Raw genomic sequence first — 13,511 nt, 5'->3', positions numbered from 1 at the left:
ACCTCCCCGGACTTGCCCGCGGTCTGTGCCGGCCGCCGGCTTCGCCTGGTTCAGGTGGGTGAGGGCTGGTTGCGGCCCTGCGCACGGTTCCGGGGTTTCGACGACGCTCGGCGCTGGGGCGCCTCGCTGCTCAACCACCGGTGTGGGAGAGGTTCGGCGGCGGCTCGCTGCTCAACCACCGGGATGGGTTTCGACGACGCTCGGCGCTGGGGCGCCTCGCTGCTCAACCGCCGGCGTGGGAGAGGTTGGACGGCGGCTCGCTGCTCAACCACCGTAGTGGCGAAGTGTCGGCGAACGGACAGTGCGCCGGCCGGTTGGGTGTGATGCTCGTGCCATCACATCGACCTGCTGAACAAGGAGACCGCCATGAACGACAACGAGAAGAACCTCGACCAGACCACCGACGAGGTCGAGGGGCACGTCACTCGAGGCAGGGGACTCGTCGAGGACGACAGCACCGAGGGCCACGGCATCAAGTACAAGGGCGCAGCGCCCGAGGAAGGTGACGACGAAGGCACCGAGGGCCACGGCGTCCGCGTCAGGTTCTGAGACGGCCGCAGGCCGGTGGTCATGGGGGACCCCGGTGATGCGGCGCGATGAGGGCAGGTTCTTGACCCACGGGGGTGGTCAGGGACCTGCCCTCAGCTGTCTTCCGGGGTCCCCTCGACTGCCAGCCCGGCCCGGGTGAGCCGCCGGGTCGGGTGCGTGCGGCTCAGCCGTAGCGAGGCGCCGTCGAGCAGGGCGGGGGACGGCGTGTCCTCGGTGAGAGCGGCGACGAAGGCGTCACCCGGGATCCGCAGTACGACGCCCTCGGTCCTGGCCAGGACGGTCGCCGTCCGGGGGATGCGTTCGATCAGGCCGATCTCGCCGAACGCGGAACCGGCGGACATCGTGGGCAGCTCGACGGCCTTGCCACGCTCGTCGGTGGCGCTGACGGCGTACTCCCCGGACTCGGCGACGTAGAACGCGTCGGCGACGTCGCCCTGCGCGATGAGCACCGATCCGGCCGCCACCTCGACGCGCTCGGCCTGCGCCGCCAGCTGCTCGAGTGCGCCCTCGGAGACGTCTGCGAACAGGTCGGCGCGGGAGAGCAGGTCGACGCGGGGCGCCAGCTCCGCGCGACGGGCGGCCGACTCCGCGTCCATCCGGCGCAGCGCGGGGACGCCCGCCAGGCACAGGAGGGGTACGCCGAGGCCGGTGAACCAGAGCATCGCGTCGAGCCCGAGGGTCTCGAGGCCGATCGGGATCACCGCCGACCCCACCAGCACCGCCACGATCATCAGGCCGTCGAAGGCACCGAAGACACGGCCCAGCCGCTCCGGCGGGACCGATCGCTGGAGCGCGGTGATCGCGAGCACGTCGACCACCAGCGTCGCTGCGCCACGCAGGCACTGGGCGACGAAGGCGACCGCGGGTTCGTCGACCACGAGGAAGATCAGCGTGGGCAGGCAGTAGCCCGCCATCCCGAGCAGGATGACCGGCCCCAGCCGGGGGCGACGCTCGAGCCGGGTGACCAGCCCGGCAGCGGCGATGCCACCGATGCCGAGCCCGGCGAGGAGGTAGCCGAAGCCCTCCGCCCCGGTGCCGAACCGCTCCTCCGACAGCACCACGAACAGCACGGTGTCGGTGCCGAAGACGAAGGTCGCCACGATGCTGAAGGCCACCAGGACCCCGGTCCCGGACGACTCGGCGATGGTGCGCAGCCCGACCGTCACCTGTTTCAACGGCCCCGTCTGGCCGCCCTCGGTGACGTCGACCGGCCGGCTGCGGACGCTGACGAGCCCGATGAGCGCCGCCGACACGGCGAAGGTCAGGGCGTTGAGGGCGACCGTCAGCCACGGTTCCGCGAGCAGCAGCACGCCGGCGCCGATGGCCGGCCCGGCGACCACGCAGATGTTGTCGACGGTGTTGCGCAGGGCGTTCGCGGAGCCGAGGTCACGCTCGGGGACGAGCTGCGGGGTCATCGCGGCCGCCGCCGGCTCGTAGATGCTCGACAGGGTGGACGAGATCGCAGCGGTCGCGACGACCAGCAGCGGCGGCGCCCCGAGCAGCATCTCCGTGGCCAGCGCCACCATGCAGACGCAGAACACGAGGTCCAGCCGCACCATCAGACGCACCCGTTCGAACCGGTCGGCCAGTACGCCGCCGTACACGCTCATCACCAGGGCCGGTGCGAAGCGGGCCACGGTGGAAGCGGCGACCCAGCCCGCCGAGCCGGTCTCGTCGAGCAGCCACACCGCCAGGGCGACGTTGTAGGCCCACGACCCGACCGACGACGTGGTGAACGCCGCCATGAACAGGCGGTAGTCGCGGTGCCGGAGGCTGGTCAGCAACGATGGCTTGTCGGACCTTCGACGGTTCGTCACAGGCCTGCCTTTCGCGCCAGTGCCTGCGGGTTCAGTACCACCACCCGGCCACGGCCGAGCTCGATGATCCGCTGGTCCTGGAGACGCTGCAGCACCTGGTTGACCGACGGGCGGGTGCCGCCGACGAGGTCCGAGAGCTGGTCCTGGGTCATCGGGATGAGCGTCGGGGGAGGCCCGTCGGCGTAGACGCGGCCGAGCCGGAGGAGGCAGCGGTAGACCCGGCGGTCGAGCCCGACGTACATGGTCTCCAGCAGCCGGTCGCTGAGCTCGCGCACGCGGTCGGCCAGCAGGTAGACCAGGATCTGGTTGACCGCCGGGAACTTGTCCCTGACGGAGTGGAAGGCGGTGGCCGACAGCACGCGCGTCTCCGCCGGGTCGAGGGCGAGCACCGTGGCGGATCGCTGGCGGGGCGCGTCGTTGGGCATGAGGGCGAGCTCGCCGACGTGGGCGCCGGGGCCGAGGACGTTGAGCGTGGCGCGCTCGCCGTCCGGGGTGGCGACCTGGACGGCCAGGTGTCCCGACGTCACCAGGTGGAGGGCGTCGGCCGGGTCGCCCTCGTGGAAGACGACCTCGCCCTTGCCGAAGGTACGCCGTCGCGCGGCCGAGACCACCGCGTCCCGTGCGTCGGGCGGAAGCGGCGCCAGCAGGGGCCAGTCCATTCGCGAAGGTCTACCACATCGGATCGACGCGCCAGGGTGGTTCGCGTTGCTGGGGCGGTGGATGGCTGGACTCGGCGGCCCCGGGTGCCCGACCACGAGGCGAACACCGCTCGAGGGCGCGGAATCCGGCCGGTCGGCGCGAGATTGCCTCGCGGACAGGCCCGCGCCACCGCGGAGAGGAGCTGCCCGAGACACGAACGGCGCGTGGTGGGTGCGCTCGGGCCCGGTCCACGCGAGACTGCCGCCATGACGAACCCCGATGCCGACCAGATCGGCCTCGTCGCGCGGCTCGGTGACGCGCTCGGCTCCGCCGTCGCCCCGGTGAACCTCGACCGGGAGCTGGCCTCCGCCGTGAGGGGAGTCCGCGAGGTCTTCGGGGCGGCCGCGTGCTCGTTCGCGCAGGTGGAACCCGACGGCGGGACCCTGCGCTTCGTCGCCGCGGACGGCGCCGGCGCGGCCGAGATCGTCGGTGTGGTCCTTCCGGTCAGCCGAGGCATCGCGGGCTGGGTCGCCATGTCGGGGGAGCCGATCCAGGTCGCCGACGTGGCGACCGACCAGCGCTTCGCCCGCGATGTCGCCGAGTCCACCCGCTACGTCCCGCAGACCATCCTCGCCGCGCCCGTCGAGGACGGTGACGGTGACATCGCCGGCGTCGTCGAGGTCCTGGATCCGGCCGACGCCGGCCAGCGGGACTCCGGCCACGACCTGGCCGTGCTCGGACTGGTCGCCTCCCAGCTCGGGTCGATCATCCGGCTCTCCGCGCTCTACGACGCGGTCGGTGTCGGCGTGATCCGTTCGCTGGTCGACCCGGACGCGAGTGGGGCGTTCGACGAAGCGCTCGCGTCGGTGACCGACCCGGACGCGGGGCTCGCGCTGAGGGGAGTGGCCGGGGCCTTCCGCGAGCTGGCCGCCGCCGGACCCGCGGCCGCGGGGCTGGCCGAACGAGTCCTGAGCGAGGTGGCGACGTACGCCGCCCGGACGGCCCGCCCGACCCCGCCGCGTCGATGACCGAGCTGCCGGAGTGGTCGGCCGCCTTCCTGGGCGACGGACCGGGCCGTACGACCGGCCTGCCGCTGCCCGAGGACCGGCGTGAGTGGGCCTGGGGCGGCGCGACCGGGGCCGGGGTCAGGGTGGCCGTCGTCGACAGCGGCGTGGACGCCGCCCACCCCGCAGTCGGGAGCCTGGCCGGCTCGGTGGCGATCGAGCCCGACCCCGATGCCGACGAGGGCTACCGGGCGGTCGAGGGGGAGCACGAGGACCTCTACGGCCACGGGACGGCCTGCGCGGGGATCATCCGGGCGCTGGCGCCGGAGGCGGAGATCTACAGCGTCCGGGTCCTCGGCAGCAACCTGAAGGGCAAGACCTCCGCCTTCTACGGTGGCATCGCCTGGGCGGTCGCGCACGGCATGCACGTGGTGAACATGAGCCTGAGCTCGAAGAGCGAGCAGTGGTTCGCTGCGCTGCACGAGGTGGTCGACGAGGCCTACTTCGCCAACGTGATGCTGGTGTGTGCGGCCAACAACATGCCGGGGCCGACGTACCCCTCGCAGTTCGCCTCGGTCTTCTCCGTCGCGGCGCTCGGTGGCCAGGACCCGGAGGCGCTGGCCTACAACACCTCGCCGCCGGTGGAGTTCGGGGCGCGGGGTCTGGACGTGGACGTCGCCTGGACCGCGGGTACCACGATCCAGGCGAGCGGGAACAGCTTCGCCACCCCGCACGTGGCGGGGATGGCGGCGCGGATCCTGTCCAAGCACCCCGGCCTGACGCCGTTCCAGGTCAAGGCCGTGCTGCATGCGGTGTCCGACAACGCCGACTGACGTTCCCGGTGTTGAAGACCGCCGCCCTCAGAACTTGCGGGTGATGCCGTGGCCCTCGGTCTCCTCGCCTTCGGGGAGGGCGCGGCCGGACTTGATGCCGTGGCCTTCGGCGTCCTCGTCCTCGGGCCGGAGACCGCCCCACCGGGCGCCGTGGCCCTCGGTGTCGTCGGGAAGGGCGCGACCGGACCTGTACGCGTGGCCCGCGGTGTCCTCGTCCTCGGGGAGGGCGCGGCCGGACCTGATGCCGTGGCCTTCGGTGGTCTCGTCGTCGGGGAGGGCGCGGTTGGAGAACGTGCCGTGGCCTTCTGCGCTCTCGTCCTCGGGGAGGGCGCGGCCCGACCGGATGGCGTGGCCTTCGGTGTCGGCGTCCTCAGGCACAGCGTGGCTGGCGCGGGCGCCGTGTCCCTCGGTGTCCTCGTCGGGGAGGGCGTTGCCCCGGAACCCGTGTCCCTCGGCCTCGCTCAGTGCGCTGTCGTCAGTGGAGGGGCGGTACCTGTCTGCGGTGTGCTTGTTGTCGTTCATGATGACCTCCGGGTCTCGGGTGTTCGGCTGTTGATGTGCCTCAGCATGACCCAGCTGGTGCCGGCGTTCCGTCGCTTTGCTGACACAGGGAGCGTTCGGTCCCCGACGAGCTGTGGCGATGGCAGTGTCCGGCGCCCTGCGTTGGTGCGGGGGTTTCGACGACGCTCGGCGCTGGGGCGCCTCGCTGCTCAACCGCCGGCGGCCCCTGGGTGGGTGCGGGGGTTTCGACGACGCTCGGCGCTGGGGCGCCTCGCCGCTCAACCGCCGGCGGCTGGTCGCTCGGTGGTGGGGCGCCTCGCCGCTCAACCACCGGGCCATGGGGATCTGTCGGAGAGCCGACGGTCCCTGCGTCATCGGGCTGACGGAGTGCTCGAATGCGGTGCGGGACCCTCGCCGGAGGGCGCGGAAGGCGCTCCTCCGAGGAGGGGAGATCGCGATGGAAACCGAGCGGGTCCGTGGGGTCGGTAAAGATTGCTTCAACTGCGTCTCGACGGCCTCCGGACGCGCCTACTCTTCTCACGACCGCTGTGGATGGGGCCCAGTGGTTGGAGTGTGGGGGCACTTCGCGGACGTGGGGCAGCGGCCCCGGTGCAGGGGAACTGGGGTGGCAGTGGTGCCCAGACGTACGGCAACCACCGGCCGGTGGCGTGGAGCGATGGCCAGGAGCCTGGTCATCGGGGTAGCGGCGACCGTACTGCCGCTCGGCCTCCAGGCCTTCACGTCGCCCGCGTCCGCCGCCACCCAGGTGGTCTCCGTCGAACGCGTCAACCTGGCCCCCGACGGCAGCCAGGTCGCCCAGACCGACTACTACCAGCCCGTGGACCTCTCGCAGGACGGCACCCACGTGGTCTTCGAGCACTTCCACCCCGGGCTGGTGCCCGGCGACACGAATTCCTTCTGGGATGTCTTCGCGCGCGACACGGCCACGGGCGTGACCACGCAGATCAGCGTGAACTTCACCGGTGGCGCGGCCGGCGGCGACAGCTTCGGCGGCGCGGTCAACGCCGACGGCTCGCAGGTCGTGTTCGCCTCCATGGCCCCGAACTTCAGCCTGGTGCCAACCGGGTGTACGCGGGTGTGCAGCGACGCCACTTCACTGGACGTGTTCGTCCGTGACCGGGACGGGGACCGGGACGGCGTCCTGGACGAGCCGGGCGAGTCGAGCACCGTCCTCGTGAGCAAGTCAGCCACACCGGGTTCGGTCACCACTCTCGGGGGTGGCAACTTCAACAGTGGCACCGACAACCTGAGTCCTCCGGCGGGACTGACCGTCAGACCCGATGTCAGTGTCGATGCGAGCGGACGCTCGGTTGTGTTCACCTCGGGGGCCCCCCTCGCAGGGAACGACAACAACCAGTGCCTCGACGTCTACGTGCACGATCGTGATGCGGCCGGGGACGGCCGGCTCGACGAGCCCGGAGACGTGGCCACTCGCCTCATCTCGGTCACTCCCTGGGGTGCTGCGGGTTCAGGCGGCGACCCGTGCAACAGCTACGTCGGCGCCTACCGTCCCCGGTTGAGCTCCGACGGCCGCTTCGTCACCTTCATCTCCACGTTCACCAACCTCGAACCCGGCAGTCCTGCCGGACGCGCCTACTACGTCCACGACCGGGACGCGGACGCAGACGGTGTCCTCGACGAAGGCGAGACCGGAGCGACCTCCACTACCCGTCTGGGCGCCGCACCGATCGCGGGACCTGCCGCGCCCGTCTCCGACGGCGGTCGCTTCGTCGCGATCGAAAGTGTCGACACCGACCCCGGGCAGTTGGTGCTCATCGACCGCGACACCGACACCGACGGCGTCCTGGGAGAACCGGGAGCTACCTCGTCGCGGGTGGTCGCCGGACCTGGTGGCGAGCAGGCCGGCTTCCCGGACCTCTCCGCGGATGGCCGCACGATCACGTTCGCGACGTCGGGTGGGTACTACGTGTCGTTCGACGGCGAGACGCCGGTGCGTGCCGATCCCTCCAACAGGACGACGCCGGGCGGCTACGGTCCCTCGACCGTGAGCGCCGACGGTACGGCGGTCGGCTTCCTGTCCGACGACCAGACCCTCGTCGCCGGCGACACCAACGGCAAGCGGGACGTGTTCCTCGCCCGGGTGGCCGGCGAGCCGGCCACGGGACTCGACGTGTCGCTCACGGCCTCGGCCGTGACGACACCGCCAGGAGCGGACGCCGTCCCGATCGACAACATCCCGCTGGACAGGCTGAAGAACGCCGAGTTCGACATCGCCAACGCGCCGGCGATGCGCAACAGCCCCGCGATGCGCAACAGCCCGGCGATGCGCAACAGCCCGGCGATGCGGAACTCTCCACTCGCCGAGCTGGCCCCGGCGATGCGCAACAGCCCGGCGATGCGCAACTCGCCGCTGTCGATGGTCGAGGTCGAGGGTGGCTGGACCCGGCTGCTGGCCGGAACCCCTCTCGCAGGCCGATCCCCGTCGTCGACGACCTTCGGGATGGTGCTCGACCTGCTCGTCGGCGGCACCCTGCCCGACGGTCATCCCCTGCGCGCACTCAAGGTCTCCGACCTCGACTTCACCTCGTCCGTCCTGGTGAACCTCACCTCCGCAGCGCTCCACCTCGGGCGGACCCCGGTGCAGTCGCTGACCTACGCCGACGGCCGATCGTGGTGCCAGCTGCTCGACGACTCGACCGACACCACCTGCGCGAGCCTGGGCGTCTCCTCGACGACGACGCTGCTCGAGCTCGACGTACGTCCGGAGGCGGCGCAGGCCCTGGAGAAGCAGCCGCTGCTCCGGCGCCCGCCGGTGGCGCGCAACCTGACGAAGCTCCGTGCCAGCTCCGCTCCCCTGCTCACCGCACCGCTGCACCAGGCCGGGCTCGAGGTCAGCGAGGTCGGTGAGGTGCCCCTCAAGAGGGCCATCGCGGCCAGCGCCGCCGTGGCGGGTCGGCCGGCCGACGGTGACTACACCCCGCGCACCGTGGCCTGCGATCTCGCCGGATTCACGTGCACGGGGTCGACGCTGCAGCAGGCGCTCGGCACCGGTGCCGTCTTCCCCGCCACGACGTTGGCCGACCTGGGCGGTGCCCTGTCGACGCTCGACATCGACGACGTGGCCGCGGCCTTCCCGGACGACCTGGACGTCAACGACGTGGTCCTCGGTTTCCTCGAGGCCGAGGACTACCCGTGGGAGCAGCTCGACCTCGCCGGGTCCGGCGTCCAGGAGTTCGACACGACGCCCGGGGTGGTGACCTACACGGTAGCCGCGGACCCGGTCGGCGACGGGCCGTTCAACGGGTCGGTCACCGCCACGCTTCCGGTCGGGGCACGGTTCGTGCCCGGATCCACCCAGATCTCGCCGGCCTCCGGTGACGCACCCGTCCCCACCGTCCAGGACACCAGCGCCGGGACGCTGCTCACCTGGCGGCTCGCCGGGATCGGCACCGACGGCGTCGCCCTTCAGTTCGATGCCAACCCCGGCCTCCAGCTGGGCACCTTCGCCGTGCGCGCCGGCGCCTCCCTGGGCGGGCTGACCAGGTCGGCGTCCCCACTGGCCGTCCAGGTCGTCGAGCCGGACGGCGAGCCCTCACCGGACGTGCCTCGCTCGGTGGCCGGCGACACCCTCTACCTCGGGTACGTCGACGAGGCCTCCGACGTCGACATGTACTCCTTCGCCCCGCCGGCCGGACGCCGCGTGGGCGTGCGGCTGAGCCACTTCGCCGGCGATGCCGACCTCGTCCTCTATGGACCCCCCAGCGACGTCGGCGGCGCCGGAGACCCCAACCAGGCGCCGGCTCGCAGCGTGGGCTCGGCACCCGCGGCGGCCGACGATGCGGGTGACCTGCTCGGCACCGACGGATCCCTCCCCGACCAGGCGACATCGGCGGACGTCCCGGTCGACCCGGAGGCGACCCTCCTGGCCAGCTCGACCTCCCACCGGGCCCCGGTCGAGGCAGCCGAGGCGACCGGTGCCGACCGGATCCAGGTGAGCGCCTACAACGGCATGGACGACACGCTGCCCTACGTGCTCAGGGTGCGGACCAACGTGCCCAGGACGCCGGTGGCGTGCACCACCTACGCGCACACCGTGCCCGAGGGTTCAGCCGGCACCCTCGACCCCAACGCCGTGGACGCAGCCGCCCGCACCCTCCTGCTCGTCGACCGCGGGCGCTTCGCCGCACGCTTCGGCGAGGAGGCGACCCAGACCACGATGACCAAGCTCGCGGAGCTCGCCTCCGACCCCACCGTCGACGGCGCCGTCGTCCCGGTCGACGGCGACGCGTCGGTCCGCGCGGCGATGACCGCGTGGGACGCGGACTCCTGCTCCCCCGACAAGGCCAATGACGTCGTCGGAGCAGTCGCCGACCTCGTCGGACGGATCCAGTCCGGGGCGGGCGACTTCGAGCCGCACCCCCAGCTGAGCAACGTCGTGCTCGTCGGGGGCGACCAGCAGCTGCCGTTCGCCCGGCTGGGAGACCTCACCCGCAACGGCAACGAGCGGGGCTACGCCTCGATGCTCGGGGACTCACCGCTGGGTGAGGCGTTCGCCGGCGAGCACATGCTCTCGGACGACCCGTACGTCGACGGGAACCCGACGCCCTGGCTGGACCACCGGCTCTACCTGCCGGATCTCGGACTCGGGCGACTGGTCGAGACGCCGGAGGAGATCCAGGGCGCCGTGCAGGCCTACCTGGACGCCGACGGGCTCATCTCCACCGCCGGTGTCACCACCACGGGCTACGACTTCATGAAGGACGGTGCCGCGGGCCTGTCGTCAGCGCTGCGCACCTCCCTGCAGAGGGCGGGCGGCACGGCGCCGGCCGTCGACGACACCATCAACGACAGCTGGACGAAGCAGCAGCTGCTCAGCAAGCTCTCCGGGACCCCGGCGAAGCGGGTCAACGGCATCTACGCCCACTACGACTTCGACAAGGCGCTGACCGCGTCCGGCTACACCAACGGCACCGACACCCTGACCCCCGACGAGCTCGCGAGTGCGCTCCCCTCCGGTGCCCAGCTGCTGATCTCGATGGGCTGCCACTCGGGGCTGTCCGTGCCCGACGGCACCCTCCCGGGCAGCGCCATCGACTTCCCCCAGCGCCTCGGGCAGCGCGGTGCGGCGTACGTCGGCGTCACCGGTTTCGGCTACGGCGACCTGGCCACCGCCGGGCTGCACGAACGACTCCTCGTGCTCTACGGCGAGCAGCTGGGCTACGACCAGGACCTCGGCGCGGCGATGCGTGCGGCGAAGCAGCGCTACTTCGCGCAGCAGGGTCTCTACGGCAACGCCGACGAGAAGGTCACCGCGACCACCACCCTGTTCGGGCTCCCGATGTACCGGCTGGGCACCCCCGGGACCGCTCCGCAGGTGCCGGGCCCGGCCTTCCAGACACCGGGGGCGGCATCGGACGGTGTCTCGACCCTGACCACGACCCTCACGCCGACCTTCACGAAGGTCGTGACCGCGATCGGCGACTTCTACCGCGCCGACGGCCAGGAGCCGCAGGTGACCCCGGGTCGCCCGATCCAGCCGCGCGTGGTGTCCGAGGTGACGGCGCGCACCGAGACGGGCGAGCTGCTCCCGGCGCACGGAGCGCTCATCACCCGGCTGTCGCTGCGACCCGACGAGACCCCCTTCGACGCCGCCTTCACCCGGCCCGTCACCGACCTCGCGGCCAACGAGCCCGAACGCCCGTTCAGCGAATCCACCTTCCCCTCGTCGCTGGCCCACGTGACGACGTACGACGACCCGCAGGGCCCCGCCTCGGCCGACGGCACCGGCACCCGGCAGAACCTCGTGATGGTCCTCGGGCAGTTCCTCGGCGACGGAACGCCCGATGTCAACGGCACCGGCGTGCAGCGGACCTTCGACGACGTGGGCGTCGAGGTGCAGTACTCCCAGAGCAGCGACTACACCGCGCCCCGGCTCGGTGCCGCTCGCGGCGTCTTCCGGGCGGGGGCCACGCCACAGGCGGAGTTCGAGGTCGCGGCCGAGGACGGCAGCGGCATCCGGCGCGTACTCGTGATGTGGCGTACCGACGGCGACTACCAGGCGCTGCCCCTCGCCGAGGCCGGAGGGGTCTGGCGAGGCGCCGCCGCCCTGCCCGCTGCGGCCGAGGGTTTCGAGTACTTCATCCAGGTCGTGGACGGCGCCGGCAACGTCGCGACCGCGTCCGGCAAGGGCACCGGGCTGCAGGACCAGCCACCGGTCAAGCCCGCCCCGCCGCCGGGGGTCTCCGCGGACGACGCATCGGCCAGCGAGGGCAACGGTGCCGGAACGACCACGGTCCAGGTGCCGGTGACCCTGGCCGCACCCTCCTCCTCGGACGTCGCGGTGCCGTGGTCGCTGCAGGCGGGCACCGCCACGGTCGGCACCGACTTCGTCGACGCCTCCGGCACCGTCACCGTGCCGGCCGGCAGCCTCTCGGCGACGGTGCCCGTGGAGATCCAGGGCGACGGCGCCATCGAGCCGGTGGAGACCCTCAGCCTCAGGCTCCAGTCCGGCACGGCCTACGACCTCGTGGACGGCACGGCGGTCGTGACCATCGTCGACGACGACACCCCGGCGGGTCCGCAGGTCTCGGTCGGGGACCTGACGGTGTCGGAGTCGAGCGCGACCGCGCTCGTGCCGGTGACGCTGTCGACGGCTGCATCGTCACCGGTCACCGTCACGGTGAGGACCGTCGACGGCACGGCGACCGCGGGCGAGGACTACACCGCCAAGAACGTCACCGTGACCATCCCCGCCGGCCAGACCAGCGCCACCGTGAGCGTCGACCTGATCGGCGACACCCGCGACGAGCTCGACGAGACCTTCACGGTGCGTGCGACCTCGGCGACCGGAGCCAAGGTCGTGCGTGCGGACGGGATCGTGACGCTCACCGACGACGACGGCGAACCGGTCGTCTCCCTTGCGGACGCCGCACCGGTCATCGAGGGCACCGGTGGCGCGGACACCCCGGCGACGGTCGGGGTGACCCTCAGTGCTGCCTCCGGCCGCGAGGTCACCGTGCCCTACACCCTCACCGCCGACACGGCCACGGCGGACGACGCGACGCTGACCGGCGACACCGTCACCTTCCCGGCCGGTGCGACCTCGGCCTCCATCACCGTACCGGTGAGAACGGACGCGCTGGACGAGCCCGACGAGGCGCTTACCGTCCAGCTCGGAACCCCGATCAGGGCCACGCTAGGCAATGGCACGGCCACGCTGACGATCACCGACGACGACGACCCGCCGACCGTCTCCGTGGTCCCGGTCACCGAGGTCACCGAGGGGACGGGAGCCGCCAGGACCGACGCCGACGTCGTGGTGCACCTGAGCTCGGCCTCCGGCCGTGACGTCACCGTGCCCTGGACGCTCGCGGCCGGGACGGCCGACGACAAGGACTTCGACCTGGACACGGGCACGGTGGAGATCGACGCTGGTCAGACCCACGCCAACATCCCGGTGAAGGTAGTCGCGGATTCCCTCGACGAGGACGACGAGAACCTCACGGTCGAGCTCGGCACGCCCGGCCCTGAGGCGAACGCCACGGTCGAGGCCGGCGTGGGGACGCTGACGATCAACGACGACGACGGTGCGCCCACCGTCTCGGTCCAGAACGTCTCCTTCCCCGAGGCAGGCGACGGGGCCAGGACGAGTGCGGAGGTCACGGTCACCCTCGGCGGCAAGTCCGGACGGACGGTCCGCGTCCCGTGGTCGATCGCGCCCGGCACCGCGACCCCCGTGGCCGACTTCGACGACAGGATCGCCAGCGGGACGGTGGAGATCAAGGCGGGGGACACCTCCGCGACGTTCCCGGTGCCGATCACCGACGACACGCTGGACGAGGACGACGAGACCGTGCTGGTGACCCTCGGCGAGGCCTCCACCGGGCCGGCAGGCGGGACGGAGCAGCCCGACGTCACCGAGGGCGAGGCGGTGCTGACGATCCTCGACGACGACGCGACCCCGACCATCTCCGTCGTGAACGGCTCGGTGGACGAAGGAGTCGGCGCCGGACAGCTGACGGTGCGTCTTTCCGACCCCAGCGAAAGGACGATCGACGTCGCCTGGCAGACCCTGGACGGCACCGCGACAGCGGGCGATGACTACGCCGCGAGCAGCGGCGTCGTCTCGTTCGCACCGGACGTTCGAACCGCCACGGTCAGCGTGCCCATCGTCGGCGACAGCGACC

7 protein-coding genes are annotated in these 13,511 nt (G+C 72.0%); 4 read left to right on the top strand and 3 right to left on the bottom strand.

Annotated features, from left to right (window positions below; genetic code table 11):
- Positions 1-366: 366 nt before the first annotated feature.
- Complete coding sequence (locus VFN12_RS06220) at positions 367-549, top strand: hypothetical protein (RefSeq protein ID WP_325117743.1); 183 nt, start codon at positions 367-369, stop codon at positions 547-549.
- A 92-nt stretch (positions 550-641) separates the two neighbouring features.
- On the opposite strand, the gene VFN12_RS06215 is transcribed toward VFN12_RS06220, so the two are convergent.
- The gene (locus VFN12_RS06215) at positions 642-2,333 is read right to left on the bottom strand and encodes an MFS transporter (RefSeq protein ID WP_325117742.1); all 1,692 of its coding nucleotides are present in this window, start codon (positions 2,331-2,333) and stop codon (positions 642-644) included.
- Between the two features lie 29 nt (positions 2,334-2,362).
- Positions 2,363-3,025: a Crp/Fnr family transcriptional regulator gene (locus tag VFN12_RS06210; RefSeq protein ID WP_325117740.1), complete on the bottom strand. Its 663-nt coding sequence runs from the start codon at positions 3,023-3,025 to the stop codon at positions 2,363-2,365.
- Between the two features lie 246 nt (positions 3,026-3,271).
- Between VFN12_RS06210 and VFN12_RS06205 the strand changes: the two genes are divergently transcribed.
- A complete protein-coding gene (locus VFN12_RS06205) occupies positions 3,272-4,033 on the top strand; it encodes a GAF domain-containing protein (protein ID WP_325117739.1) in 762 nt (253 codons plus the stop codon).
- Positions 4,030-4,842 (top strand): S8 family serine peptidase, encoded by an 813-nt coding sequence (locus VFN12_RS06200; RefSeq protein WP_325117738.1) that lies wholly within the window; start codon positions 4,030-4,032, stop codon positions 4,840-4,842. The genes VFN12_RS06205 and VFN12_RS06200 overlap by 4 nt, the downstream gene beginning before the upstream one ends.
- Positions 4,843-4,869: 27 nt before the next feature.
- Here the strand turns inward: VFN12_RS06200 and VFN12_RS06195 are convergent, their stop codons facing one another.
- Entirely contained in the window at positions 4,870-5,364 is a 495-nt protein-coding gene (locus VFN12_RS06195) for a hypothetical protein (RefSeq protein ID WP_325117736.1), read from the bottom strand.
- Between the two features lie 655 nt (positions 5,365-6,019).
- Here VFN12_RS06195 and VFN12_RS06190 point away from each other — a divergent pair.
- A partial coding sequence (locus VFN12_RS06190; protein ID WP_325117735.1) for a Calx-beta domain-containing protein occupies positions 6,020-13,511 on the top strand: 7,492 nt, incomplete at its 3' end.

The organism is Nocardioides sp., from assembly GCF_035703625.1.
In the GTDB taxonomy this organism is placed as follows: domain Bacteria; phylum Actinomycetota; class Actinomycetes; order Propionibacteriales; family Nocardioidaceae; genus Nocardioides.
This window is presented reverse-complemented; position numbering and strand designations above follow the sequence as displayed.